This window comes from Micromonospora okii (assembly GCF_020884795.1).
Lineage (GTDB): Bacteria > Actinomycetota > Actinomycetes > Mycobacteriales > Micromonosporaceae > Micromonospora > Micromonospora okii.
In genome coordinates, this window is record NZ_BBZF01000014.1 from 591,592 (window position 1) to 617,666 (window position 26,075).

General features: G+C 73.3%; 19 protein-coding genes. 6 read left to right on the top strand and 13 right to left on the bottom strand.

Features of this window, described 5'->3' with window-relative positions:
• Together LPU43_RS09275 and LPU43_RS09280 are read left to right on the top strand one after the other, a co-directional pair.
• On the top strand, positions 1–538 hold a 538-nt coding region (locus tag LPU43_RS09275; RefSeq protein WP_505845355.1), incomplete at its 5' end, for a SatS C-terminal domain-containing protein.
• A 64-nt stretch (positions 539–602) separates the two neighbouring features.
• A complete protein-coding gene (locus LPU43_RS09280; RefSeq protein WP_229399830.1) occupies positions 603–3,092 on the top strand; it encodes a serine/threonine-protein kinase in 2,490 nt (829 codons plus the stop codon).
• 161 nt (positions 3,093–3,253) lie between these two features.
• Here the strand turns inward: LPU43_RS09280 and LPU43_RS09285 are convergent, their stop codons facing one another.
• The 4 genes from LPU43_RS09285 to LPU43_RS09300 form a co-directional block, all read right to left on the bottom strand.
• On the bottom strand, positions 3,254–3,847 hold the full coding sequence (locus LPU43_RS09285; RefSeq protein ID WP_229399831.1) for a GTP-binding protein: 594 nt from the start codon (positions 3,845–3,847) through the stop codon (positions 3,254–3,256).
• Between the two features lies 1 nt (position 3,848).
• On the bottom strand, positions 3,849–4,226 hold the full coding sequence (locus LPU43_RS09290; RefSeq protein WP_229399905.1) for a DUF742 domain-containing protein: 378 nt from the start codon (positions 4,224–4,226) through the stop codon (positions 3,849–3,851).
• Positions 4,227–4,323: 97 nt separating this feature from the next.
• Positions 4,324–4,728 (bottom strand): roadblock/LC7 domain-containing protein, encoded by a 405-nt coding sequence (locus LPU43_RS09295; RefSeq protein ID WP_117671056.1) that lies wholly within the window; start codon positions 4,726–4,728, stop codon positions 4,324–4,326.
• Complete coding sequence (locus LPU43_RS09300; protein ID WP_229399832.1) at positions 4,725–8,444, bottom strand: nitrate- and nitrite sensing domain-containing protein; 3,720 nt, start codon at positions 8,442–8,444, stop codon at positions 4,725–4,727. The genes LPU43_RS09295 and LPU43_RS09300 overlap by 4 nt, the downstream gene beginning before the upstream one ends.
• A 194-nt stretch (positions 8,445–8,638) precedes the next feature.
• Here LPU43_RS09300 and LPU43_RS28895 point away from each other — a divergent pair, with 194 nt between their 5' ends.
• Positions 8,639–9,244 carry a uridine kinase family protein gene (locus LPU43_RS28895; RefSeq protein WP_373321673.1) on the top strand — a complete coding sequence of 202 codons (606 nt, stop codon included), beginning with the start codon at positions 8,639–8,641 and terminating at the stop codon, positions 9,242–9,244.
• Here the strand turns inward: LPU43_RS28895 and LPU43_RS09310 are convergent, their stop codons facing one another.
• Positions 9,245–10,327 carry an adenosine deaminase gene (locus LPU43_RS09310; RefSeq protein WP_229399834.1) on the bottom strand — a complete coding sequence of 361 codons (1,083 nt, stop codon included), beginning with the start codon at positions 10,325–10,327 and terminating at the stop codon, positions 9,245–9,247.
• Positions 10,328–10,497: 170 nt separating this feature from the next.
• On the opposite strand from LPU43_RS09310, the gene LPU43_RS09315 reads away from it, so the two are divergent.
• The 3 genes from LPU43_RS09315 to LPU43_RS09325 are packed head-to-tail and all read left to right on the top strand — an operon-like array spanning position 10,498 to position 13,859.
• On the top strand, positions 10,498–12,651 hold the full coding sequence (locus LPU43_RS09315) for an MMPL family transporter (protein ID WP_229399835.1): 2,154 nt from the start codon (positions 10,498–10,500) through the stop codon (positions 12,649–12,651).
• Entirely contained in the window at positions 12,651–12,941 is a 291-nt protein-coding gene (locus LPU43_RS09320; protein ID WP_229399836.1) for a hypothetical protein, read from the top strand. The genes LPU43_RS09315 and LPU43_RS09320 overlap by 1 nt, the downstream gene beginning before the upstream one ends.
• 18 nt (positions 12,942–12,959) lie before the next feature.
• Positions 12,960–13,859 carry a putative RNA methyltransferase gene (locus LPU43_RS09325; protein ID WP_229399837.1) on the top strand — a complete coding sequence of 300 codons (900 nt, stop codon included), beginning with the start codon at positions 12,960–12,962 and terminating at the stop codon, positions 13,857–13,859.
• Positions 13,860–13,864: 5 nt separating this feature from the next.
• Here the strand turns inward: LPU43_RS09325 and LPU43_RS09330 are convergent, their stop codons facing one another.
• The 8 genes from LPU43_RS09330 to LPU43_RS09365 all read right to left on the bottom strand — a co-directional run bounded on the left by LPU43_RS09330 (position 13,865) and on the right by LPU43_RS09365 (position 25,990).
• Positions 13,865–14,545, bottom strand: a complete 681-nt coding sequence (locus tag LPU43_RS09330) for a DUF4272 domain-containing protein (protein WP_229399838.1) — start codon at positions 14,543–14,545, stop codon at positions 13,865–13,867.
• A 10-nt stretch (positions 14,546–14,555) separates the two neighbouring features.
• Positions 14,556–15,836: a thymidine phosphorylase gene (locus tag LPU43_RS09335; protein ID WP_229399839.1), complete on the bottom strand. Its 1,281-nt coding sequence runs from the start codon at positions 15,834–15,836 to the stop codon at positions 14,556–14,558.
• 75 nt (positions 15,837–15,911) lie between these two features.
• A complete protein-coding gene (locus LPU43_RS09340; RefSeq protein ID WP_229399840.1) occupies positions 15,912–16,616 on the bottom strand; it encodes a cytidine deaminase in 705 nt (234 codons plus the stop codon).
• A gap of 61 nt (positions 16,617–16,677) precedes the next feature.
• Positions 16,678–17,580 (bottom strand): hypothetical protein, encoded by a 903-nt coding sequence (locus LPU43_RS09345; RefSeq protein ID WP_229399841.1) that lies wholly within the window; start codon positions 17,578–17,580, stop codon positions 16,678–16,680.
• Positions 17,581–17,636: 56 nt separating this feature from the next.
• On the bottom strand, positions 17,637–21,689 hold the full coding sequence (locus LPU43_RS09350; protein WP_229399842.1) for an SGNH/GDSL hydrolase family protein: 4,053 nt from the start codon (positions 21,687–21,689) through the stop codon (positions 17,637–17,639).
• Positions 21,690–21,773: 84 nt separating this feature from the next.
• Positions 21,774–23,054, bottom strand: coding sequence for an ABC transporter permease (locus LPU43_RS09355; protein ID WP_229399843.1), 1,281 nt, complete (start codon positions 23,052–23,054; stop codon positions 21,774–21,776).
• A gap of 6 nt (positions 23,055–23,060) precedes the next feature.
• Entirely contained in the window at positions 23,061–24,332 is a 1,272-nt protein-coding gene (locus LPU43_RS09360) for an ABC transporter permease (protein ID WP_229399844.1), read from the bottom strand.
• Positions 24,329–25,990: an ABC transporter ATP-binding protein gene (locus tag LPU43_RS09365; RefSeq protein ID WP_308444911.1), complete on the bottom strand. Its 1,662-nt coding sequence runs from the start codon at positions 25,988–25,990 to the stop codon at positions 24,329–24,331. The genes LPU43_RS09360 and LPU43_RS09365 overlap by 4 nt, the downstream gene beginning before the upstream one ends.
• Positions 25,991–26,075: the final 85 nt, after the last annotated feature.

Here is a 26,075-nt window from a genome sequence, read left to right on the forward strand (position 1 = left end):
GGCCGAGGGCTCCGACGAGGACGCCGAGGACGCCGAGGACGAGGCCGGCGACGAGGAGGTGCCCCTCTTCCTCAGCCACCGGGGCAAGCTCCTGCTGTTCAAGACGCCGGAGTCCCTGGTCGCCTTCGTCCGTTCCGGTGCGCCCAACGACATGTCCCAGCTCGACGGCTGGAGCGAACTGTCCGAACGGGTCGAACCGGCCGACATCGCCCCGCTCGACGAGGACATCTACGAGCTGGACCTGGTCGTGGAGAACCTGCGCGGCGGCCACGACACCTGGGACTCCACCCTCCTCATCGAGGCGGGCGAGGTGGCCCGCGACATCGCCTACGCGCTGCGTCTGCCGGCGGTGCTGGACATGCTCTCCTCCGGCTCCAGCCTGGACGACCTCGACGAGGCGCTGCGTGCCACGGCCAACGGCGGCATCGGCGGCTTCCTCGGCCGCCGGCGGCTGAGGAAGATCGGCGCGCAGACGGCGAGTCTGGGTTGGCGCACCATTGTCGGGAAGATCTCTGCGGTCGTGGACTGGCGCGACTGACGCGTTCCAGGGAGCATCAGACCTTGGCAGAGAAAGACCTCAGTCCCGGGAGGAGGACGACGCCGTGGCGCTCGTGCGCGTGTACTGCGGTCTGGCCTCGGCGGATTCGGCCGACCGACCGGCCTCGGCCGGTTCGACGCTGACGTCCGCTGTGGTCGACGACGCGGGCCGGCTGCTGCATGTCTGCGAGATCGGCGACGACCCGGCCGGCTACGCCGACCTGGTCGCGCTGCTCGTGGAGCGGTCGGGCGGGCCGAGCGGAGCCGCCATCGCCGCCGACAGCGACGACCACACGGTCACCTCGCTGCTGAGCGCCGCCGGCCGTCCACTGGCGATCGCCGACGACGACTCGGTGGACGACTTCGCCGAGCGGTTCGCCGACGACGACTCGCTGGAGGAGATGCAGTCGCCGCCGGCCGAGCGGCGGGCCGTCGGGCTGGCCCGGGCCCTCCAGGCCGGCGCGCTCTCGGCGGTCACCCTGCCGGCCCCCCGGGACCTCGCCGGCTACAAGCAGGTGCTCGCGGCGCACGCCGCGCTCGCCAGCGGCCGGCACTCCGCCGCCGTGGCGCTGCGCGAGGTGCTGCGGGAGCTCTATCCGGCCGCGCTGCGCGCGTACCCGGACCCGGCCGAGCCGGTCGCCCTGGCGGTGCTGGACGCCCTGCCCGAGCCCGGCATGTTGGGCGGGACGATCGCCCGGGGCCGGGAGGTGTCGGTGGCGGCGGACGCCATCGCCGCCCACCTCGCGGCCGACGGAGTCGCCGACGCGGACCGGATCAACGACGCGGTGACCGCGCTGCGGGTCGCCATCTCGGAGACCCCCCGCCGCGCGGCGGTCAGCCGGGCGCTCACCTCCGCCGTGGCGGAGACGGTCCGCCAGGCGGTCGCCTCGGTGCGGGCCTGCGACGCGGGCTGTGAGGCCCTCGTCAGCGCGCTCGGCGCCCGGGTCACCACCCCGGCCGCGACGCCCGGCCGGCGGTCCGCCGACCGTCGGGACTCCCCGCCCGCCGAGCTGCCCGGCGGGGGCCTGCGCCCGCTGCGGCCCACCGAGCCGGAGCCGGTCGGTCGCCGCAGCCGCCCGGAGCCCGTCTCCGGCGGCGGCCTGCCCCCGCAGCCCCGCCCCCTCAACGCGCCGCCGGTCGCGCCGGAGCCCGTCACGCCGCCGCCGGTGGCGCCGCGCCCGGTCGCCCCGGCCGCCTCGGCTGCCCCGCCGACCTCCGCTCCGCCGTCGGCCGGCGAGCCGCGCCGCACTGTGGACGGCCCGACCAACCGGCCGGTCTCCGCACCGCCGCCCCCGCCGCCGGGGATGACCCCGTTCGCACCGTCCCAGCGGGAGCGCGGCGGCGTGCCGCCGGCCGAGGCGGGCGAGCCGTTCCGGCCCACGCTGACCACGGCCGCGATCCAGCAGGCGCGGGCGGAGCGGCAGCGCACGGTCATCCCGCCCCGGCCCAAGACGACGGGCGACTCCGCCCCGCCCACGGGCGGCTTCAGCGCCACCGACCTGAGCGTCCCGGTGCCGACCCCGCGCCCCGGGCAGGAGTCCCCTCCCCCGGGCTCCCGGGCGAACTGGCCGCTGGTGAACAACCCCGAGGACCCGTCCGACAGCGCCGCCGACAACCCGGTGGTCCGGCCGTTCGAGGAGCGGGGCAAGCGGCAGATCGACGCGCCGACCGAGGTGGTGCCGGCCGGCGGCCGGATCACCCCGCCGTGGCTCGCCGACGACCTGCCGCAGGAGCCGCCGATGCTGCGGCTGGTCGAGCCGCCGCCGCTGGCCGACCGGGCGCTGCGGGACGGGCCGGCTACGGCCCCGTCCGGCGACCCGCGCCTGGACGCCCCGCCGCTGCGCCTGGTCGACCGCGGCGAGGCCGCCCGCGCCGACCGGCGCGCCCCGGAGCCCCGCCCGCAGCACGCCGAGCAGCCCGCGATGGAGCAGCGGCCCCCGCTGGACCAGCGGCCGGCCCCGGAGCACCGCCAGGCCCAGGAACACCGCCCGGTCGCGGAGCACCGCCAGGCCCCGGAGCACCGCCAGGCCCCGGAGCACCGCCCGGTCGCAGAGCACCGGCCCGCCCCGGCGCAGCCGCCGCGCGCCGCGCCCATGGAGCGGCGCACCCCGCCGATCTCCGACGAGGGCGACGGCGACCTGCTGATCTTCGCTCAGGCCAAGTCGGCCTGGTTCGTCGGCCACGACGACGAGGCCGAGCTCAACTGGTCGTCCACCGCCGACACCGGCTGGCAGGCCGCCGAGCAGGCCGCCCGCCCGGCGGTGGGCGCCGAGACGAAGGCCGGGCTGCCCAAGCGGGTGCCCCAGGCCAACCTGGTGCCGGGGTCGCCGCTCCGCGAGGAGCGTCCCCTGCGCATCGTCCGCGACGCGGCCAGCCTCGCGGAGAACACGACCGGCTACTTCCGCGGCTGGCGTCGCGGGCAGGAGATCGGCGGGTTCGCGGTGGGCGGTCGGCCGGGCCGGGAGGCCGCCGGCGGCTGGGACTTCACCCGGGACACCGGGGACCGCGACGACGACCGGGAGTACGAGTACCGGTCCGCCGGCTACCGCTCCTGAGCACCGCGTCGGGGTGGCGCCTGCGCCGCCCCGACCGCACCGCCCCCCGGGCCGCCTGAGGCCCGCCAGGGGCGGTTCGCTTTTTTCGGGGTACGCGCGGAGCAGCCGAACGCGCCCGGCGACCCGGCGGTGTGCCGGTCACCGGGCGCGTTCGGTGTAGCTCAGGCCGGGGCGACGGCGCGCGAGCGGCGCATGGTGAGCACGTACTCGACCAGCGAGATCAGCACGTGCTTGGTCGACTCCCGGTTCCGGGCGTCGCAGGCCACCACCGGCACCTCCGGCGAGACCGCGAGCGCGTCCCGGACGTCCTGCGGGTCGTGGTACTGCATCCCGTCGAAGCAGTTGATGGCCACCAGGTACGGCAGCCGCCGGTGCTCGAAGAAGTCGATCGCCGCGAAGCAGTCGGCCAGCCGCCGGGTGTCGACCAGGACCACCGCGCCGATGGCGCCCCGGACCAACTCGTCCCACATGAACCAGAACCGGGTCTGCCCGGGGGTGCCGAACAGGTACAGGATCAGGTCCCGGTCGATCGAGATCCGGCCGAAGTCCATCGCCACCGTGGTCGTGGACTTGCCCGGCACCTGCCGGGTGTCGTCGACGCCCACGCCGGCGGAGGTCATGATGGCCTCGGTGGTCAGCGGCGTGATCTCCGAGACCGAGCCGACCAACGTCGTCTTGCCGACGCCGAACCCTCCGGCGATTACGATCTTCGCCGACGTCACCCGGCCGCTCGACGCGGGCGGGCGGTGCGACATGTCAGAGCCTGCGAAGTCCACTCAGCACCCTCTCCAGCAGTTCAGTGCCCACCGCGTCGTCGGAGTCGTCCAGGATGGTCGGCTCGTGGACCGCAACCAGGCCGTCTGTCGCCATGTCGGCGATGAGCACCCTAGCCACGCCGAGCGGAAGCTGCATCCGCGCCGCGATCTCGGCGAGCGACTGCACGCGTCCGTCACACAGCGCGGCGATGTACTGGTGCTCGCGGCCCTCGCCGCCGTTGCCACTGGCAGCGGCTCGGCCGCGCACCGTCGTCTCGACGAGCGCCTCCAGCGCGATGTCCAGCCGGGGGCGGGTACGACCGCGGGTCACGGCGTACGGACGGACCAACGCTCCGGTCGGCTCGTCACGATCGACCATGTCGCCGCTCACCTCCTTCGTCCCCACCACCGGCCGGGCCCGTCGGGGCCCGTCGTCGTCCTTGCTCCCCTGCCTGACCCACCGGTCGAGGCGCGGGTCAGCCCATCATCCCCACAGCCGCACGCGGCTGCGGGGTCAACGCGTCGCCCACCCGGTCGACCAGGAGGGCCATCTCGTACCCGACCTGCCCGACGTCGCAGCTCCGCGCGGCGAGCACCGCGAAGGAGGAACCGTCCGAGATGGACATCAGGAACAGGAAGCCGTTGTCCATCTCGACCACCGTCTGCAGCACCGCGCCGCCCTCGAAGCAGCGCGCCGCTCCCTGGGTCAGGCTGACCAGCCCGGACGCGATGGCGGCGAGCTGGTCGGCCCGGTCACGCGGAAGGTCTCGTGACGACGCGAGGAGCAGGCCGTCCGCGGAGACGGCGACCGCATGCGCGACACCGGGCACCCGGTCGGCGAAGTTGGCCAGCAGCCAACCGAGATCCTGCGTAGTTGTCATCCTTGTTGCTCCTTCTGCCTGCTCCCGGCCATCGGGCCTGAGCCAGACTGCGAGGACTGCTGCCGACCCGGAGCTGCCTCCGGGTTGGTCGGGTTGCCGTCGGGCTGGGTACGCCCGCGCTGCACGCCTCGATGGTAGGCCGAAAGCAGGCCGCGGACGCCCTCCGGCGTACGTCGCTGGGACGAGGCGGCGGGCTTCTCCACCGCGCCCGGCACGAGCTGGGCCATCGGCACCCGCTTGGGCAGGCCCTTGCGGGTGGTCTCGGCCACGGGGACCTCGGTGGCCGCCGAGGCGGCGCGCCACCCGTCGTCGGCCGCGGTCTGCCAGCCGGGGCCCGGCGACCCGGCCCGCCGGCCGGGGAACCCGCCGTCGGCGGAGCCGGGGCGGAGGCCGGCGTCGACCGCCGAGCCGTTGTCTCCGCGCGCTCCTCCGGCCATCGGGGTGTCTGCCATGGGTGCGTTACCTGTCGTTCCGGGTGCTGGTCTCTGGACGGCCCGGCCGGTCGCGTCCACCGCGGAGAACCGCTGGGTCGCGGCGGCGCTGGCCGGGCTCCCGACCCGGTTCGTCGGCGCGTCGGGTCGGGCGGGGTCCGCCGTCTCCTCCGGGCCCGACCGACGGGTGCGGAACCAGGCCGACTCTAGCTCCCGGAAGATCGGCAGCTCCATCGTCTCGTCCGCGTACCGCTGCTGTTGGCCCTGCGCCGGCGGCAGCGTGGGCCGGGCCGGCACGGGCGGGGCCGGCGGCAGCGTGGGCCGGGCCGGTACCGACGGGGCCGGCGTGCCCGGCGCGTCGGCGCGCGGCATCCGCGGCAGCTCCGTGGTCATGTCCAGGGCGGCAGCGAGGCGCTCCGGCACCGGCGGGGCGGCCGGCTCCCGCTCGGACGCGGCCACCGGCGGCCAGGCCGGCGGGGCCCCGGCCCCCTCGACCGACGGCGACGGCCGGCCGGGCAGCGGCGCCGCGTACGGCTGGCCGGAGTAGGACTGACCGGGCCCGGGCGCGGCCGGGTACGGCTGACCGGAGTAAGGCTGACCGGGCACGGGCGTGGCCGGGTACGGCTGACCGGAAACCGGCACGCCCGAGACCGGGACGCCCGAGACCGGCTGGCCCGACACCGGCACACCCGAGATCGGCTGACCGGACACCGGCACACCGGAGATCGGCTGACCGGACACCGGCGCGCCCGAGATCGGCTGACCCGAGACCGGGACGCCCGAGACCGGCGGCGCGGCCCAGCCCCGGGTCTCCGGGCTGCTGGGGAGCTGCCGGGGGATGGTGGGCCGCTGGCCGCCGCCGACCGGGTCGTCGTCGCCCGCCGAGCGCCGCTGCGGCAGCGGGTCGGTCGACGGGCCGCCGGGGGTGTGCGGGGCGAAGCGGTCGCCGGCACCGCCGGCCCCGGTCGGGTCGGACCAGGCCGGCAGCGACCGGACGGCCCCGCCCGCGGCGGGCGTGCCGTGGCCGTTGCGGGGGGCGGGATCGAACGTCCTGCCGCCGAGGGTGACCTGGTTGCCGGACTGGCCCGGCCGAGGCGGTGGCGGGGAGGTCGACGGGCCCTTGTTGTTGAAGGCCGCGAAGGCGCCCAGGGCCGGGACCGCGCCGCCCGGCTGCGGGCCGCCACCGGCCTGCGGGGCGGAGTAGGCCGGCGGGCCGCCTGCCTGCGGAGCGGCGGCGGGTGCGCCGCCGGTCTGCGGCGGCGGGGACGGCAGCGCGGGGGGCTGCTGGGTCCGGCCCGCGAGCGCCCGGGGCACCAGCACGTTGGTGGGCAGCGTGACGTCGGCGACGGTCCCCCGGTCGACGCCGGGCCGCAGCTCGACCTTGACGCCGTGCCGGGACGCCAGCCGGGCGACCACGACCAGGCCCATCATCCGGGACACGGCGACGTCCACCTGCGGCGGCGTGGCGAGGCGCTCGTTCAGCTCGTGCAACTGCTCGGCGCTGATGCCGATGCCCCGGTCCTCGACGTACAGGGAGGCGCTGTCGCCGATCCGGCGGGCCTCCACCATCACCTGCGAGTCCGGCGGGGAGAACGCGGTGGCGTTGTCGAACAGCTCGGCGACCAGGTGGACCATGTCGTTGACCGCGTGCGCGGCGACCTCGATGTCCCGGTCGATCACCCCGAACTCGATGCGGGTGTAGTGCTCGACCTCGGACTGCGCGGCCCGCAGCACGTCGATGAGCGCCGCCGGCTGGCGCTGCACACGGGTGGAGTCGGCACCGGCGAGCACCAGCAGGTTCTCGTCGTTGCGGCGCATCCGGGTGGCCAGGTGGTCGAGCTGGAACAGCTCGGCCAGCCGGTCCGGGTCCTCCTCGCCGCGCTCCAGCCGGTCGAGGTGGCCGATGAGCCGGTCGACCAGGATCTGGGAGCGGCGGGCCAGGTTGACGAACATGGTCGCGACGGAGGCGCGCAGGGCCGCCTGCTCGGCGGCGGTCCGCACGGCCTCCAGGTGGACCGCGTTGAACGCCTCGGTCACCTGGCCGAACTCGTCCTTGCTGCGGACCGGCAGCGGCTCGGCGATCTGGTTGGCCAACTGCACCGGGGAGAGCTGGCCGGAGAGCTGCGGGTCGCGCAGCCGCTCGACCGCGTGCGGCAGCCCGAACTCGGCGATGTTGAGCGCGCCCTCGCGCAGTTCGCGCAGCGAGCGGGCCATCGACCGGGCGACCAGGTACGCGAAGAGGATCGCCAGGAGCAGCATGCCGAGCAGCAGGCCGGTCTGGAGGAACACCGTGCGCTGCACGTCGGAGCGGAGCCCGTCGGCCTGCCGGACCACGTCGCGGTCCAGCTTCGCCTCGACGGTACGGATCAGCTTGGCGTTGGCGACCATGGCCGCGTCCCACTGGTCCGGCCCGAACGGCGCCTCGGCCATGCTGCCGCTGATATTGCCGTCGAGCCAGCCGGTGTAGTTCTGCGCCTCCCGGCGGTCGCCGCCGGCGACGGTCTGGTCGTGCAGGTCGGCCTCGGCCTGGCTGGCCACCGCCTTGAAGCTCTGGAGGGCCTGCTGCTGACCGGTGCCGCTGGCGATGTAGTCGGTGCGCAGGATCGGGGTCAGCTCCCGCTGGATCAGCGCCCGGTGCACCACGACCCGGCGGACCGAGAGGTATTCCTTCTCCCGGGCCACGGCGGTCGCGGCCCGCATCCGGTCGCTCAGGTCGTTGTCACCGGCGAGCTGGGTGGCCGAGTCGCGGATGGCGAGCAGGTCGTTGATCAACCCCTCGTACGCCTGCATCGCGTCGATGATCTTCAGCTTGCCGTTGGAGACCTGGCTGCGGGTGCCGGGCAGATCCTTGAGGCTCTGGTCGATCCCGTCGAGCAGGCCGTCCAGGCTGCTCGGCAGGCCGTCGATCTCGCCCCGCTGCCGCAGGTACGGGCCCTTGTCCCGGTCGACCTGGCCGTTGACCCGGTTGTACGCCTCCTGGTACTGCGCCTTGGCCTGGCCGCCGTTGGCCCCCAGCAGCAGCACCGCCGAGGTGCGCTCGTTCTGGAGGCTGTTGACCAGCTCGCCCGAGCGGCTCATCAGGTTGGCCAGGTCCTCGGAGCGGTTGGCGCTGTTCAGCGTGTCCAGGTTGTCGACGAGGCCGCTCGTGCCGACGACGACCGTGGCGATGGTCGGCACGATCATGATGAGACCGAGCTTCGACCAGATCGGCATGTCGCGGAGCCGGCCGGTCGGCCGACGCAGTCGCGACAGGAAGGAGCCCGCCGTCCTTGGCCGTTTGCTCACGTCACCGCCCTCGCGATCACAGCGTCCTCGCGTTGCCCCAGGCAACGCCCAGCGACCGACCCGGTGGGTCGGACCTCCGAGATTCCACCACGCCGCCCCCTCAAAGAGAAAGCCCAGGTTGACCCTTGCGAGCGGTGTGATGAGATGGTGATGCAAATTGCTTGTGATTCGACCAGCCGGAGTAACCGACCGTAATGGACCATCCGCACCGTGTCATCCTGCTGGCCGGGGCCTCCGGTTCCGGAAAGTCGTACATTGCGCGACGAACCGGCCTTCCGGTCCTTTGCCTGGACGACTTCTACAAGGACGGTGACGACCCCACTTTGCCACGCCGGAACGGCCATGTGGACTGGGACTCGCCGCAGTCCTGGGACGCGGCGGCGGCGGTGGAAACGATTGCTCGGCTGGCGCGGGACGGAAAGGCCGAAGTGCCGGTTTATGCGATCGGCGCGGACCGGCGAGTGGCAAGTCGACCATTCAAGGTTACCGAATCACCGCTTTTCGTGGCAGAAGGGATCTTTGCCGCCGAGATAGTCGAGGAATGCCGGCAGCATGGGGTGCTCGCCGGGGCGTACGCGCTGCGCCGGCCGCGCGGGGCGACCTTCCTACGGCGACTCAGCCGCGACCTGGCCGAGCAGCGGAAGGCCCCCCGGGTGCTGCTGCGCCGGGGGCTGGCCCTGCTGCGCGCCGAGCCGGCGGTGCTGCGCCGTCAGATCGGGCTCGGTGCCCGGCCCGCCCCGGCCCGCGAGGTGCTGCGCGGGGTGGCCGACCTGCTCGCCGCCCATCCCCGCCCCTCCTGATCAGTCCAGCAGCTTCGCGTACGCCGGCTTGATCACCTCGTCGATGATGGCGAGTCGCTCGTCGAAGGGGATGAAGGCGCTCTTCATCGCGTTGATGGTGAACCACTGCAACTCCTTCCAGCCGTAGCCGAAGGCCTCCACCAGCAGCGCCATCTCCCGGGACACCGAGGTGCCGCTCATCAGCCGGTTGTCGGTGTTCACGGTCACCCGGAAGCGCAGGTCGCGCAGCAGCCCGATCGGGTGCTCGGCGATCGACGGCGCCGCGCCCGTCTGCACGTTCGACGACGGGCACAGCTCCAGCGGGATGCGCTTGTCCCGCACGTACGCGGACAGCCGGCCCAGCGTCGGCCCGTCGCCGCCACGGGTGATGTCGTCGACGATCCGCACCCCGTGGCCGAGCCGGTCCGCGCCGCACCACTGGATGGCCTGCCAGATCGACGGCAACCCGAACGCCTCGCCGGCGTGGATGGTGAAGTGGAAGTTCTCCCGCTGGAGGTATTCGAAGGCGTCCAGGTGGCGGGTGGGTGGGAAGCCCGCCTCCGCGCCGGCGATGTCGAAGCCGACCACCCCGGCGTCGCGGTGCCGCACGGCCAGCTCGGCGATCTCCTGCGAGCGGGCGGCGTGCCGCATCGCGGTGAGCAGGGTGCCGACCCGGATCGGGTGCCCCGCCTCGGCGGCGAGCGCCGCGCCCTCGGTGAACCCGGCGACGACCGCCTCGACCGCCTCGTCCAGCGTGAGGTTCCGCTCCAGGTGCTGCTCGGGGGCGAACCGCACCTCGGCGTAGACCACGCCGTCGGTGGCCAGGTCCCATGCGCACTCCCGGGCGACGCGGCGCAGCGCCGGCGCGGTCTGCATGACCGCCACGGTGTGCGCGAAGGTCTCCAGGTAACGCACCAGGGAGCCGGAGTCCGCCGACTCGACGAACCAGCGGCCCAGCGCCTCCGGATCGGTCGTGGGCAGCTCGTGGCCGACCTCGGCGGCCAGCTCGACGATCGTCGCCGGCCGCAGGCCGCCGTCGAGGTGATCGTGCAGCAGCGCCTTCGGGACCTTGACGATGTCCTCGTAACGGATTGTCGCGACCATGCACCGACCCTAGTCGGCCCCGCCCGTCCGGGCGGCGCGGCCCGGGGGTCTGCACGACCGATAGTGGTGCAGGCACCACCACCCCGAACCGGCGTGCGTGCACCATCGAAGTGCCCCGTCCCCCCGCCTAGCGTCGACGGCAACACAAGTCGACGCAGGGAGTACCGCACGTGTTCACCACATTGGCCACGGCAGTGGTCAGACGCCCGGGACGGGTGATCGCCGCCTGGCTGCTCGTCCTCGCCGCGCTGACCGCCGCCACCTTCGCCGTCTACGAGCCGGAGGGGTCACGGTCCACCGACAGCCAGGCCGATTTCCTGCCCGACCGGTACGAGTCCGTGAAGGCTGCCGAGATCGGGTCCCGGGCCTTTCCCGACCCGGACGGCAGCAGCGCGGTGCTGGTCGTCCGCCGGGCCGACGGCGCCCCGCTGACCTCCGCCGACCAGGCCCGGATCGACGGGCTGCCGCAGCAGCTCCAGGTCGCCGGTGTCACCTCGGTGACGCCCGGCGCGGTCGCCCCCGACGGGCGGCTACGCCTGGCCGAGGCGCGCCTGGCCGGCGAGGCCGATGCGGAGGAGAGCATCGATGCGGTCGGCCGGCTGCGGGACGCCACCGACGACGCGCTGGCGGGCACCGGCCTGGTCGCCGGCTGGACCGGCGAGGCCGCCGGCGCAGCCGACGGCTCCCTGCTCGACCTGATCGTCCACGGCGGGATGATGCTGGTGATCCTGGTCCTGCTGCTGGTCGTCTTCCGCAGTCCGGCGATCGCGCTGCTCAACCTGCTCCTGGTGCTGATGGTCTCGCAGGTCGCCACCAGCCTGCTCACCCTGGGCGGCGAGGTCTTCGGGTACGAACTGGACAGCTCCACGAAGAACCTGCTCCCGGTCGTGCTGCTCGGCATCGGCACCGACTACGCCGTCTTCCTGCTCTTCCGTTACCGCGAACGGCTTCGGGCCGGCGACGACCGCCGTGCGGCGATGGTCCACGCGGTCAGCCGGATCGGCGGGGCGGTCACCGTGTCCGCGCTGGTGGTGGCGGTGGCGTTCGGCGCCCTGCTGCTCTCCCGGATCGGCTCCTTCCAGGTGCTCGGACCGGCCCTGGCCGTGGCCGTCCTGCTCATGGTGGCCGCCGCGCTGACCCTCTTCCCGGCGGTCTACTCGCTGCTCGGCCGGCGGGCCTACTGGCCGGCGAAGCTGGTCGACCCGAGCGCCGGCCGCACCGACGACGCCGGGGCGACCGGCCCTGCGGCCCGGGCCGCCCGCCTGATCGCTCGCCGGCCCGCCCTGGTCGCGGTGGCCACGGTCGCCGTCCTCGGGCTGCTCGGTCTCGGCACGCTGCACCACCGGTCGAGCTACGAGATCGACAGACTGCCGCCCGGCTCCGAGTCGGCTGAGGCCCTGGACTGGCTCCGCTCGGGGCTACCGGCCGGGACGCTCTCCCCGACCGTCGTCTACCTCACCGGGCCCGGGGTGGACCGGGTCGCCGCCGAACGGTTCGCCGAACGGCTCGCCGAGGTGCCCATCGTGGCAGCCCCCGGCGGGGTCGAGGTCGAGGGAGGCGTGGCCCAGGTGCAGCTCCTGCTCGCCGAGGCGCCGTACTCGCAGCGGGCCATGGACGCGGTGAAGGGCCAACTACGCCCGACCGCGCACGCCGCCGCGCCGCCCGGCACCCGGGTGTACGTCGGCGGGGAGACCGCCACGTACGCCGACATCCAGACCGTGCTCGACGAGGATCTCCGGCTGGTCTTCCCGGTGGCCGCCGGACTGATCGGGTTGCTCCTGCTGCTGATGCTGCGCGGCCTGCTCGTCTCGATCGGCCTGCTCGCGGCGGTGGCGCTCGGCTTCGCCGCCACCCTCGGCACCAGCGTGCTGGTCTTCCAGGTGCTCGGCGGGCAGTCCGGGCTCAACTTCCAACTGCCGCTGGTCGTGTTCCTCTTCGTCACCGCGATCGGGACCGACTACAACATCCTGGTGGTCGCCCGGCTCCGGGAGGAGCTACGCGCCGGGCGGACCCCCCGCCAGGCCGCCGCGGAGGCGGTACGCCGGGCCGGCCCGGCGGTCGCCGCGGCCGGAGTCATCCTCGCCGGCAGCTTCGGGGTGCTCGTGGCGTCGCCGACGATGGCCCAGGTCGGGCTCGCCGTCGCGGTCGGCGTGCTGATCGCCACGTTCGGACTCTCCTGGCTGCTGGTGCCGGCGCTGGCCGCGCTCACCGGCCGGGCGGCCTTCTGGCCGGCCCGTACCCGCTCCCGCTCAGGGGCCGTGCCGAAGACCGGCCCGGTCCCCGCGCCGTCGGAGGCCGTCGTGCCGGCTGAGACAATGGTCTGATGAGCAGGGTGCGGCGGGCATGGCGCGAGCTGAGCCAGTCGGCTGTCGCGGCGGGGCTGGCCTGGATGGGTCTCGTGTCCTTCCTGGCCAACCTGGTCACCGCCGGGCTCAGCCTCCTCGGCGTCGGCCTGCCCCTGCTCGACCGCACCCTCTCCGGCACCCGGATGCTGCTGGACCACCAGCGCAGCCGGGTGCCGGGCCCGCCGGTCCGATCCCCGTACAACTCGATCTTCGCCAAGCTCGACCTGCGCGAGCGCGACGACGACCACCGCCGGTACGAGCGGTGCTGACCTACCTGGACGCCTGACATGGACCCGCGCATCGTCGACCGGCTCCGCTGCCCGGTCTGCGCCGAGCCGCTCGCCGAGGCCACCGCCGGGACGGCCCGGGCGCTGCGCTGCCCACGCCGGCACAGCTTCGACCTGGCCCGTCAGGGCTACGTCGACCTGCTCGCCGGCCGGGCCCCGCACTCCGGGGACACCGCCGAGATGGTGGCCGCCCGCGCCGACTTCCTGGCCGCCGGCCACTACGACGTCGTCTCGGCCGCGCTGGCCGACGCCGCGACCGACGCGCTGCACGCGGCGGAGGCGGCCGGCCGCCCGCCGGGCCCGGCGACGGCGGCCGGGGAGGCGGCGTACCCGCTGGTGGTGGATGCCGGGGCGGGGACCGGCCGGCACCTCGCCGCGGTGCTGGCGGCGCTGCCCCACGCCATGGGCCTGGCCCTCGACGTCTCCAAGCCGGCGCTGCGCCGGGCGGCCAAGGCCCACCCGCGCGCCGCGGCGGCGCTGGCCGACACCTGGCGGCGGCTCCCGCTCGCCGACGCCAGCGTCGCGGTGCTGCTCGACGTCTTCGCCCCGCGCAACGGCGCGGAGTTCCGCCGGGTGCTGCGCCCGGACGGCGCGCTGCTGGTGGTCACCCCGGCGGCGGACCACCTGGCCGAGCTGGTCGGCGCGCTCGGCCTGCTCCGCGTCGACCCGGACAAGGCCGACCGGGTCGCCGGCAGCCTGGCCGACCACTTCGCCGAGGTCTCCGCGACCGTGCTGCGGGCCCGGCTGGAGCTGACCGGGCCCGAGGTGTCCACCCTGGTCGGGATGGGCCCCAGCGCCTGGCACACCGACCCGGCCGCCCTCGCCGCCCGGATCGCCGCGCTGCCCGAGCCGGTGCCGGTGACCCTCGCGGTGCGGCTCGGCGTGCACCGCCCCCGCTGACCGGCTCAGGTGGAGAGGTCGACCTCTTCCCAGCCCGGCGGCTCGTCGTGGTACGGCCCGCGCAGGACCACCGCCCACTCCAGCGCCCACCGGCGCTGCCCGATCGCGTTCGCGTCCACCACGCCGGGCGCCGGCCCGCCGGCCCGCTCCACCTCCAGGTACGCCCAGTCGAGGCAGTAGTGCAGGTCGAGCAGGGCCGCCGCGTCGGCCGGGTGCTGCGGCGCGGTGAGGAGGCGGGCGCGCCACTGCCCGAACGTCTCCCCGCCCGCGACGTCCGGCAGCCGCTCCACCAGCCGCTCGTCGACCGGCAGCGTCGGGTCGAGCTGCTTGGTCAGGCCGAGCACCCAGGTCAGCGAGAACAGCGCGTCGTGGTGCAGCACGAACGAGCGGTGGTCGCCCCGGCCCCCCATCACGAACTCCCACTCGGGCGGGGTGACCATGTCGACCAGGTGCGAGCCGAGCAGCCAGCCCATCGCGGCCTCCGCCGGCATGCCGAAGCACCGGGCCAGGACCACGTGCAGCACGGCGATCCGCGCCTCGATCTCGGGCGTCGGCCGCAGCTCGATCTCGTCGCCCGGCTCCCACACCAGGGGAAACTGGCCCGGGGGAAGGGGCAACCCCAGCCGGGACAGCTCCTCCAGGCTGGCCTCACGGACCTCTCGCGGGTCGGGGGCGGGAACGCGCACGGCCGCCGGGTCAGCCGATCCGCTCGATGACCAGCGGCTTCGCCGCCGGCGCGGACGGGGAGATCCGGACCGCGCCGGCCGCCTCGTCCCGCGCCGCCGGAATCCGGCCGGCGTGCTCGGCGCGCAGCTCGAACAGCGGCTCGCCGGCCCGCACCGGGTCGCCGGGGCGCTTGCGCAGCACCACCCCGGCCGGGAAGCTCACCGGGTCCTCCTTGCGGGCGCGGCCGGCGCCGAGCCGCCAGGCGGCCACCCCGATCGCGTACGCGTCGATCGAGGCGACGAAGCCGTCCGCGTCGGCGTGGACCACCTCGACCTCGTGCGCGGTGGGCAGCGGGGCGTCCGGGTCGCCGCCCTGGGCGCGGATCATCGTCCGCCAGGCGTCCATCGCCCGGCCGTCGCGCAGCGCCGCCTCCGGGTCGGCGTCGGGCAGCCCGGCCGCGTCGAGCATCTCCCGGGCCAGGGCGAGGGTCAGCTCCACCACGTCGGCGGGGCCGCCGCCGGCCAGCACCTCGACCGACTCGGTCACCTCGACCGCGTTGCCCACGGCCAGCCCGAGCGGGGTGGACATGTCGGTGAGCAGGGCAACGGTCCGCACGCCGTGCGTGCCGCCCAGCTCGACCATCGTCCGGGCCAGCTCGCGGGCGTCTTCCGTGGACTTCATGAACGCGCCGGAGCCGACCTTCACGTCCAGCACCAGCGCGCCGGTGCCCTCGGCGATCTTCTTGCTCATGATGGAGCTGGCGATCAGCGGGATCGCCTCGACGGTGCCGGTGACGTCGCGCAGCGCGTACAGCTTGCGGTCGGCCGGGGCCAGGGCCTCGCCGGCCGCGCAGATCACCGCGCCCACCTCGCCGAGCTGGCGGAGGAACTCGTCGTTGGTCAGCGCGGCCCGCCAGCCGGGGATCGACTCCAGCTTGTCCAGGGTGCCGCCGGTGTGGCCGAGGCCCCGCCCGGAGAGCTGCGGCACCGCGCCGCCGCACGCCGCGACCAGCGGGGTGAGCGGCAGGGTGATCTTGTCACCGACGCCGCCGGTGGAGTGCTTGTCGACGGTCGGCCGCGCGACGGTCGACAGGTCCAGCCGCTCCCCGCTGGCGATCATCGCGGCGGTCCACCGGGCGATCTCCGGCGCGCTCATCCCCCGCAGCAGGATCGCCATGGCCAGCGCCGACATCTGCTCGTCGGCGACCAGCCCCCGGGTGTACGCGTCGACCACCCAGTCGATCTGGGCGTCCGTCAGCACGCCCCCGTCCCGCTTGGCCCGGATGACGTCAACCGCCGTGAACGCACTCACAAGACTTCCTCACAGTTCTCGGACGACCGTCCCACCGCACGCCGATCCGCGGCGGACGACCACAACGGGCCGGGCTCAGCCCCAGCGGACGGGGATCTCCGTCGGTGGCTCCCCCTCGCCGGCCCAGAAGATGGTCCCGCTCGCGTCGACGACCACGACGCGCGGGGTGCGGGCGAGGCCCCAGGCGACGGCCTCGGCGGGGTCGCCCCAGCTCGGCCCCTCCTCCAGCACGCCGGTCTCGGCGCCCTCGGTGTCCCCGGCCGACCGCTCCCAGTAGGCCGTCCAGACCTGCTGCCCCGCCGAGAGGTCGGCGTGCACGAAGACGGTGCCCCGGCCCCGCCAGGCGGCCAGCCGGTCGGGCACCACCGGCACGGGCCGCTCGCCGGTCACCGCCTCCAGGTCGGTCACGTCGAAGGCGTGCGGCAGCAGCTCCGCCATCGTCAGCGGGCCCCCCTTGGCCTCGACGAGGCACCGGGGGCCGCCCTGCTCCCAGAGCAACTGCCGGCACCTGCCGCACGGCATCAGCGGCTCGCCGGTCGCGTCGACGCAGGACAGCGCGACGATCCGGCCGCCGCCCGTGGCGTGCAGCGACGAGACCACGCCGCACTCGGCGCAGAGCACCACCCCGTACGCGGCGTTCTCCACGTTGCAGCCGACCACGATGCGGCCGTCGTCGACTAGGGCGGCGGCGCCGACCGGGTACTTCGAGTAGGGCACGTACGCGTGCCGCATCACCTCGGTGGCGGCGGCCCGCAGCCGCTCCCAGTCGATCCCGCTCATCCCATCATTCTGCCAATTCACGCCGCTCATGCGCGGGCAGGGCATGCAGACGGGGACCGGGTCAGCGGGCAGCTAGCTCCGCCAGCCGCTCGGGGGTCACCTCGGTCAGGTTGGCTGCCGCTGCCGCCGCGTCGGCCGACGGGGTGTCCGGCCCGGACCGCAGGAACACGATCGCCCCGCCGCGGCGGACAAGGTGCACCTCCTCGCCCTGCCCGGCACGGACCCAGTGGTCGTGGCCCGCCGCCCGGCACGGCTGCGGCGGGGGCGTCCCGTGGTCGTCGTCGGTTACGGAGATGTCCGCCATGGCCGGCCCACAACGCGCTGGCGGGGCGAAGTCCGCTGGCAGCGGCACCACGCGGACCGATATCGAGTCTTCTCCCCGCTCGAGGCGTACGGAGAGGACGCGGCGCTCGACGAAGGCACGGGCGTTGGCCACCCGGTAGCCCTCCACCTGCGGCACGACGAGTGGCAGCCCGACCTGGGCGAAACCGTCGCGAAGGGCGTACCGCCTGCCCGGCTCCCGCAGCGCGGGCGCGGCCGCCCACGGCAGGAGCAGCGTCAGGGCCAGTCCCGCCCGGACGACCGGGTGGGAGGCCGCCATGGCCGCGACGCCGGCGGCGAACCCGACCACGGCGAGCAGCACCGCCAGCCACACCGGCATCGGTCCGGAGAACGGCCGGACCGCCTGGGTGACCAATGCCCCGCCGCCCGAGGCCGCCGCGCCGAGCAGGGCCGCCGGAAGCGGCCGCCCGACCCGCGTCGCCCGCAGCAGGAGCCACACGATCGCGGTGAGGACCACCGGCCCGCAGAACAGGACGGGAAGGGCGAAGCTGAGGCAGGCGCCGAACGAGTCGGACTCGCAGGACCGCTGGAAGCGGACCTCCTCGTGCCAGAGCGCGGCGAGCACGCCCGCCCCGGCTCCGCCCGACAGGGCGGCGGCGGCCATGCCACGGAACGACGTCATCGCGGGTCCCCCGGGGGTGGGCGGGAGGCCCGGCGGCGCCGGGCCTCCCGCATCGGTCACCAAAGATAGTTGTACAGGCCCATGTAGTCGTTCAAGATTCCGGCGTACGCCAGGTTGCCCGCCTTGTTGGGATGGAACGCCTCCATGCTGACCTTCTGCACCGGATCGCCGTCGCCATCGTCGATCAGGTCGGGGAAGGACGGGCCGTTCACGTAGTAGTCGCTGCCGCAGACGGTGTGCCCCGTGAAGGCGCCTCGGGCGTCCATGCCGTGGACCTTGTTGGCCGCGTCCGAGGGCAGCACGTTCGTGACAAGCCAGTCGGACATCTGATTCAGGAAGATCGTCTCGTTCCAGGAGAAGCCGCCGGTCAAGCCGGGCAGCACGACGCCGAGTTCACACTGCGGCTCGAACAGGTGCGGGTACCCCATGACGAAGATGCGGGCGTGCGGCGCACGCAGTCGAACCTGCCGGACGATCTCCTGAACGGACGCCTTCACCTCGTTCTTGATCAGGTTTTCCTGGCTTGTCCGCAGGTCATCGTCGTCACCGTCCATAATGTAGTTGCCGTCGCCGCACTCGAGAGCGGTGACGCAGGCTGTGGCGACCTTCGTGAAGCGCGCGTCGTTGCCCCCGATCGAGAACATCACCGCTGTAGTGTTGGCGTTGATAGATCCCTGGTCGATTTGGCTGATTTCGCCGTACTGGCCTTCGACCTGCTTCCCCTGCCACTGACCGTTCGGAACCAGGCTCGGGCTCATCACGTTGTGGGCCCGGGCGCCGCTGCACGCCATGAACTGCGCGTCGATGGCCGTGTTGTGGTCGGCCGCCAGGCTGGCGATCGTACCGGGCGCACCCGGGATGGTGGCCTTCTGGGACCAGGCGTTCGGGCTGCGCCGGCAGGAGTTCCGTAGTTCCGGGCCGTCGTCGCCGTACTGGTCGCTCACCCGGGTGTAGTCACCGCTGCCCTCGCCCGAGGAGTACGAGTCGCCGAGCGCGACCACGAAGTGCCGGGGTTTGCTCGGCAGCGGCTGGACCGCGATGGCGTCCCAGGCGATGTCCTGCACGCCAGTGCCGTCCAAGGTGAAGTTGCTCAGTTCCACCTTCGGGGTGCCCGTGCCGGTGAAATCGAAGACGCCCAGGTTGACCCACTTGTTCGACTCCCACTGGGTGGGGATTGTCCGATGCTCCGTGGTGCCGTTCGGGCGACGGACGAGGTACTTCGCCTGCCGGGTGTGCGCACCGTGGTCGGGCAGGTGCACCCACACGCGCGTCCACGCGTTCGTCGGGTTGATCGTCCAAGTGCCGGTGATCCGGTAATTGGGCTTCTCCGCCTGCTTGTAGGTGTGAGTGAACCAGAAGTGACCGCCGAATCCCGCGCCGATCTGGTGGAAGTCCACCTTTCCCGGCGTCACCATATCGCCGTTGAACTGGGTGTACGTGGCAAAGTTCAGGCCGAAGGTGCCACCCCTGGTATACGTGGGCGTACAGCCTTCCGCGCCGAGCGGAACGGTCGTGCTGATGTCGTCGATGATCCGCGCGCCGCTGGGTAGCCCGGCCACCTTGCACGTCCCGTCGCCGTTGATTGGCGTGGGATGAATGTTCTCCCCCGGCTCCGCGTACGGGCGGGGCTCCACGCTGGTGTAGGTGCGGCGCTCTACCCCACATTTCGCGACGCAACTGGCCCAGGTGACGGGGCCGTGCCACCAGCACTTCAGGTCGTCGCGCTGGCACGCCCCGGCCTTCGTGGTCGGGTAGTCGCCGGGCACCTTCGGTGGCAGCGTCTCGTCACAGGTGTTGACGGTCGGCTCGCAGAACGTGTAGCGGGCGGGCTGCCCGCCCGACGGCGTACCCGGCGACCAGGCCGGCTGGTACGTCGGCTGATACTCCTCTTCCTCGTAGTTGTAGCGGATGAGCGACGTGTAGGCGAAGCCGGTCACCCGCTCCGGGTACGACCAGTGATTGGGGTGCTTGGCGTTGTCGTACCCGATCTCGTCATCGACGATCAGGTGACCGTTCGAGTCGTAGACGTCCAGCGGCGCGGTGAGGAACATCAGCCGGTCCGCGGGATAGTCGGTGTTGGCGGGGTTGTTGGACCACCCGACGCCGTAGGGCGCCGACGGGTTCTGGGGGTTTTGGGGGTAGAAGCCGGTGTTGTACGCCCAGATGGCGAACCACCAGTTCTCCAGGTACTTCGGGTCCCCGTCGTTGGCGATCAGACCCGCGCTGCGGGTCTGATTCCACTTGTCCTGGAGGATGCGCAGACTTGCGGAGACGTTGACGGCGTAGTCCGTCGCCACCGCCTTCTGCTTCGTCGCGTCCCAGGTCACTCCAGCGATCACCTGGTTGGTGTCGGAGCGCTTCATCCCCGACGTGACCTGACCGGCACCGTAACCACAGTCCGTGTGTGCCCAGTCGATGAACTCGTAGTTCGGGTCTTCCAGGTCCAGCCCGTAGTAGCCGAGGCTGGTCAGCGGGTTGCCCACCGAGGCGTCCACGGCGTGGCGGCTGGCCTGCCAGAGGTTCGACTCCTGCGCGAGGATGCCCAGGAAGATCTGCGCGGGCACGTTGCCGCCCCCGGAGAGGGCCATGGACGGGAACATCCCCTGCGGGGAGTACGCCGACATGCCGTTGTTGTTCCAGTTGGCCGGCCGCTGGAAGGTCAGCATCCCACGCACCGCCAAATCCGCCGCCCACTCCATCTGTCGCACGGTCGGCTGATAGACCTGCAACTGCGGATCGTTGCGGGACACCGCGCAGGACCGGTCCGGGTCGTCCGGCACATTGGGGTAGGCCGTGGAGGCGGTGGCCCGAGCGCCAGGCTCCGCCGACTTCACAGTCAGGCCGGTCAGGGCCGGCGACAGCCGGCGCCCCGCGCCACTGTCCTGCGGCCGCACCGTGAACGCCAGTGAACTGCCGTTCGCGGTGCGGCGGGCGGAGATCTCCACCTGATCCGCCTGGCCACCGTCCGGCCTGTCCGTCCGCCGCCCGGCGGCCTCGCGACCGGTGGTCGCCCGCGACACCACCAGCGCGCCGGTCGTGGACACGTCGCTGTCCGGGAGACCGTCGATCGCCGACCAGCCGGCTGGCAACTGCCCGGCGACCCGCACCTCCGCCCGCCCGCCGACCGCGAAGACCCGCCCACCCGCGCCGGCCCGGAGCTTGATCTCGCCCTTCGGCACCGAGCCGTGGTCGCTGGTCCTACCGCCGCTGAAGCGCTTGAGCTCGGTCTGTCCGTTCCGAACGACCTGGAAGGCCACTGCGTCGCGGCCGTCGGCTAGCAGGCGGAACGGGCTGGCCGCCGCGGTCGCCACGGCGGTGACCCTGCCTTTCGCGCCAATCCGTACCAGGTTCAGGCCCTTGGAGCCGATCAGTTTGCCGTCCACCGGCAGGGTGGAGGTGATCTGACCAGCCGCCCGCACCGCGCGGAGCGCCCGGGTCGGGTGCGCCGCGTCGACGGTGCCGATCCAGGTTTGCGCCACTGTGCCGGGGCGGGCAGGCATCTCCAACCGCGACAACACCGCCTGCTCGCCGGCTCCGCAGCCCGGGTTGTGGTAGGCGAGCGAAACCCGTTCACGCAGCTTCGTCACCGCGCCGGTCTTCAGGTCGACGATGGCGGCGAAGCCGCCGCGCTGCATGAGCGGCTCCCGGTTTGTGAACGTCCGGGGGCCATAGACGACCACGGCGCGTCGACCGGAGCCGGTGACGCAGGCCTGGCCGATCCACTGGTCCGCGTCGAAGCCGGGCTCGGCGAGGGTCGCCGCCGTGCGCCACGCGTACGCCTGCGCCTCGTCGGCGACGAGCAGATGCAGCCCGGTAGCGTCACTGGAGGTGGTGACGGCCCGGTCCGTGGAGCGGCGCCAGGCAGCACCGAGGCGTGCGTCGGGGTCACGTACCCGGTCGGGGTGGGCCGGCGCTCCGGCCCTTCCCGCGTCGGCGGTTGACGTCGTGCCGGGCTCGGGCGGCCCGCCGGGAGGCTTGGCGGTCGCGACGGACGGCAGGGACAACGCCGTGGTGGCACAGAGGAGCGCCACCACGGCGGCTGTGGATCGCTTCATGGTCACCTCAAGCAGAAGAGGGAATATCTGCAGCAGGCTGACAGATCCCGTCATCGCGGGGTCACCGCTCAGTCATCTACGGTGGAGACGAGCGTGCCCGGCCGGGGCTTCCCGGCCGGGCACGGAAGCGACCAGGTCTCAGCCCTTGACGTACGGCTTGCCGCTGGCGGCCGGCGCGCGGACCTTGCCGACGAGCCCGGCCACGGCCAGCATGGTCGCCAGGTACGGCAGCATGGCCAGGAACTGGCTCGGGATGCTGCTGCCGATCGCGCCCAGGTACGTGCCGAGCTGGTCGGCGAAGCCGAAGAACAGCGCCGCGAGCAGCGCCCCCGTCGGGCTCCACCGGCCGAAGATCAGCGCGGCGAGGGCGATGAAGCCCTTCCCGCCGATCATGTTCTTGGTGAACGAGTAGAGCGCCAGCGTGTAGGACGCGCCGCCGATGCCGGCCACCACGCCCGCCAGCAGGACGTTGCGGTAGCGCAGCCGCAGCACCTTCACGCCCAGCGTGTCGGCGGCGGTCGGGTGCTCGCCGACCGACCGGGTGCGCAGCCCCCACCGGGTGCGGTACAGCGCAATGTGGATCACCAGCACCAGCAGCAGGCCCAGGTAGAGGAAGATGTTGGCGCGGAACAGCGCCGGCCCCACCACCGGGATGTCGGAGAGCAGCGGGATCTCCCAGCTGCTGAACCGGGGCGCGGAGTTGTACCGCGCCGCGTCCGGCTGCATCAGCCGCTCGTAGAGGAAGCCGGTGACACCGACGGCCAGCAGGTTCAGCACGATGCCCATGACCACCTGGTCGACCAGGTAGCGGATGGCGAACACGGCGAGCAGCAGCGAGATGAGCGCGCCGCCGATCGCGGCGGCGACCAGGCCCACCCAGACGCTGCCCGAGATGCTGCCGAACAGGGCGCCGCTGAACGCGCCCATCAGCAACTGCCCCTCGATGGCCACGTTGACCACGCCGGAGCGCTCGCAGAGCACGCCGGCGAGGGCGCCGAAGATCAGCGGCAGGGCCAGGACGAAGGTGCCGCGCACCATGTTGACCAGCGGCATGAAGTTGCGCCCCTCGGGGGCGGCCGACACCTGCCAGCACAGGAAGGACAGCACGAAGGCGACCAGCCCGACGCCGAGCAGCGCGGTGAACCAGCGCTTCGGCACCCCGGCCATCAGGGCCGCGCCGGCCGCCGCGGCGACGACGCCGAACAGGATCGCGCCGAGCGTGCCGTTGATCTCCAGCGCCGCGCCGCCCTCGGTCTCGCTGAGGGTGAAGCGGGCCGACCGGTCGGTGGCGAGCGCCCCGAAGAGCACCGTCGCGATCACCCCGAGCGCCACCAGCACGGCGCCGATCTTGCGGGTGCGGGTCCAGAAGCCCTCGTCGACCTGGGCCACGGCGACGTCCGGGACAGCCATGGTTGACATGAGTCGTTACCAGCCCTTCGCCAGGCTCGTCTGCAACCGGGCGGCGCGGGCGGCCCGGAGCTGGAAGATCGCCTTCACCAGGGCCGGCGCGGCGATGAAGATGACGATCAGCGCCTGGAGCACGGTCACCAGCTCCAGCGAGATCCCCGAGTACGACTGCATCCGGTTGCCGCCGGCCTGCAACGCGCCGAACAGCAGCGCGGCCAGCAGCACGCCCCACGGCTTCACCCGGCCGAGCAGGGCCACCAGGATGCCGTCGAACCCGATCTGCGCGATCACGAGCGGGGTCAGCGCGTTCGCCGTCGAGCCGAGCACCATCTGGCTGCCGCCGAGCCCGGCGAGCAGGCCGGCGATGGCCATCATCAGCACGTACGTCTTCGGCACGCTGATGCCGGCGGTGCGGGCGGCGGCCGGGTTGGCGCCCACCGCGCGCAGCTCGAAGCCGAACGTGGAGCGGTTGAGCAGCCAGGCGACGAGCCAGGTGGCCAGCACCGCCAGCAGGATGCCGGCGTGCACCCGCAGGTTGTCGCCGAGCAGCCGGGGAAGCTGGGCCGAGGACTCGACGGGCTTGCTGATCGCGTCGGCCCGGGTCGTGTTCTGCACGCCGTCCTGGACGATGACCCAGGACAGGAAGTACAGCCCGACGTAGTTGAGCATGATCGTGTTGATCACCTCGTGGGCGCCGGTGCGCGCCTTGAGGATGCCCGGGATGAAGCCCCACAGCGCGCCACCGAGCGCGCCGGCGACCAGCGCCACGATCAGGTGCAGCACGGGGGGCAGCGGCAGCAGGAAGCCGGCCAGCGCGGCGAGGACGACGCCGACCGTGGCCTGGCCCTGCGCGCCGATGTTGAACATGCCGCCGCGGAAGGCGAGCGCCACCGACAGGCCGGTGAAGACCAGCGGCGCGGTGTACGTGAGCGTCTCCGAGATCGGGGTGAGCGCCGCGGTGAAGCCGGACGCCTCCGGGTCGAAGACGGCACCCTTGAAGAGGTTCGCGTACGCCTCGCTGACCACCGTCCAGCTCGCGTTCAGCGCGTCCGACGGGCGGGAGGTGAGGTAGCCGTAGGTGCCCAGCACGTCCGGGTCCGAGACGATGATCAGCACGGCGCCGACGAGCATCGCCAGCACCACCGCGAGCACCGTGACGGTGACCGTGTTGGCGGCCCAGAGGTTGTCCAGGAACAGCCGGCCCAGGGACGGGCGGGGCTCCGGTTCGGGCTGCTTGGGCGCGGTCGCCGCCTCCTCGGCGGGCAGGCTCGCCACGTTGACCTTGCTCATGCCTTGTCCTCGCTACCAGGGGCAGGGACCGGGGTCGCCGCGTCGTCCGCGGGCCCGGCGGCGGCGTCGGGGGTGATGCCCGCCATCAGCAGGCCGATCTCCTCGCGCGGGGTGTCCGGGCCGACGATGCCGATGATCCGGCCCCGGTACATGACCGCGACCCGGTCGGCCAGGTTGAGCACCTCGTCCAGCTCGCTGGAGACGACCATGACGGCGGTGCCCACGTCCCGCTCCCGGATCACCCGGGAGTGGATGAACTCGATGGAGCCGACGTCGACGCCGCGGGTCGGCTGGGCGGCGATGAAGAGCTTCAGCGGCCGGGACAGCTCCCGGGCCACGATCACCTTCTGCTGGTTGCCGCCGGAGAGGTTGCCCGCCGGCGTGTCGGCCGACGGCGTGCGCACGTCGAACTGCTCGATCCGCTCCCGCGCCGACTTCTCGATGGCGTCCGCCCGCAGCGACAGGCCCTTGCCGAACGGCGGCCGGTCGTAGATGTCCAGCACCAGGTTCTCCGCGACGCTGAACTCCTTGACCAGGCCGTCGACGCTGCGGTCCTCGGGGACGTAGCCGACCCCGGCGCGGAGCACCCGCTTGGTCGACCAGCCGTGCACCTGCTCGCCGTCGAGGGTGACCGTGCCGGCGAGGACCGGCCGCAGCCCCATGACCGCCTCGATCAGCTCGGTCTGCCCATTGCCCTGCACGCCCGCCACGCCGAGCACCTCGCCCGCGTGCACGGTCAGGTCGACGCCGTCGACGGCGCGGATCTGCCGGTCGTCGTCGACGACCAGGCCGGTCACCTCGAGGATCGGCCTGCCGGGGGTGGCCGCCTGCTTGTCCACGGTCAGCCGGACGCTGCGGCCCACCATCAGGGCGGCCAGCTCGTCGCGGCTCGCGGTCGGGGCGGCGGTGCCGACGGTCTTCCCGCGCCGGATCACGGTGATCCGGTCGGCGATGGCCTTGACCTCGCCGAGCTTGTGGGTGATGAAGACGATCGACTTGCCGGCGGCCTTGAGCGACCGCATGACGATGAGCAGCTCCTCGGTCTCCTGCGGGGTGAGCACCGCCGTCGGCTCGTCGAGGATGAGCAGGTCGACGTCGCGGGTGAGGGCCTTGACGATCTCCACCCGCTGCTGGATGCCGACCGGCAGGTCCTCGATCACCGCGTCCGGGTCGACCCGCAGGTTGTACCGCTCGGAGACCTCGGCGACCTCGCGCCGGGCCCGCCGCCGGTCGAGGAAGCCGGCGAGGCCGCCCTTGACCTGCTCTGCGCCGAGCATGACGTTCTCGGCCACGGTGAAGACGGGCACCAGCATGAAGTGCTGGTGCACCATGCCGATCCCGGCCGCGATGGCGTCGGAGGGGCCCCTCAGCTTCAGCGGCGTGCCGTCGACCAGAATCTCGCCCTCGTCGGGGTGGTAGAGCCCGTAGAGCACGTTCATCAGGGTCGACTTGCCCGCGCCGTTCTCGCCGAGCAGGGCGTGGATCTCCCCGGGCTCCACCGTCAGGTCGATGTGGTCGTTGGCGACCAGATCACCGAACCGCTTGGTGATGCCGCGCAGTTCGAGTCTCAGCGCAACCTCCTGGGGTGCAGCGATGGGGCGGCGGGGGCCGCTGTCGGGCCGGGCTTGGGATGGTGCGGATCGGCCGCCCCGACCCACGCGGGTTCCCTGTCCCCGCGTACGTCGAGGCGGCCGGTCGTCAGGCGTGGGGTCCGCCGGCCCCCGCGGTCGGTGTTCGCACCGC

Excerpts from the sequence above, each read along its gene's own strand:
- LPU43_RS09285 (WP_229399831.1), bottom strand. The coding sequence starts at position 3,847 with ATGTCGCACCGCCCGCCCGCGTCGAGCGGCCGGGTGACGTCGGCGAAG.
- LPU43_RS09290 (WP_229399905.1), bottom strand. The coding sequence starts at position 4,226 with ATGGTCGATCGTGACGAGCCGACCGGAGCGTTGGTCCGTCCGTACGCC.
- LPU43_RS09295 (WP_117671056.1), bottom strand. The coding sequence starts at position 4,728 with ATGACAACTACGCAGGATCTCGGTTGGCTGCTGGCCAACTTCGCCGAC.
- LPU43_RS28895 (WP_373321673.1), top strand. The coding sequence starts at position 8,639 with ATGGACCATCCGCACCGTGTCATCCTGCTGGCCGGGGCCTCCGGTTCC.
- LPU43_RS09310 (WP_229399834.1), bottom strand. The coding sequence starts at position 10,327 with ATGGTCGCGACAATCCGTTACGAGGACATCGTCAAGGTCCCGAAGGCG.
- LPU43_RS09320 (WP_229399836.1), top strand. The coding sequence starts at position 12,651 with ATGAGCAGGGTGCGGCGGGCATGGCGCGAGCTGAGCCAGTCGGCTGTC.
- LPU43_RS09325 (WP_229399837.1), top strand. The coding sequence starts at position 12,960 with ATGGACCCGCGCATCGTCGACCGGCTCCGCTGCCCGGTCTGCGCCGAG.
- LPU43_RS09340 (WP_229399840.1), bottom strand. The coding sequence starts at position 16,616 with ATGAGCGGGATCGACTGGGAGCGGCTGCGGGCCGCCGCCACCGAGGTG.
- LPU43_RS09345 (WP_229399841.1), bottom strand. The coding sequence starts at position 17,580 with ATGACGTCGTTCCGTGGCATGGCCGCCGCCGCCCTGTCGGGCGGAGCC.
- LPU43_RS09350 (WP_229399842.1), bottom strand. The coding sequence starts at position 21,689 with ATGACGGGATCTGTCAGCCTGCTGCAGATATTCCCTCTTCTGCTTGAG.
- LPU43_RS09355 (WP_229399843.1), bottom strand. The coding sequence starts at position 23,054 with ATGTCAACCATGGCTGTCCCGGACGTCGCCGTGGCCCAGGTCGACGAG.
- LPU43_RS09360 (WP_229399844.1), bottom strand. The coding sequence starts at position 24,332 with ATGAGCAAGGTCAACGTGGCGAGCCTGCCCGCCGAGGAGGCGGCGACC.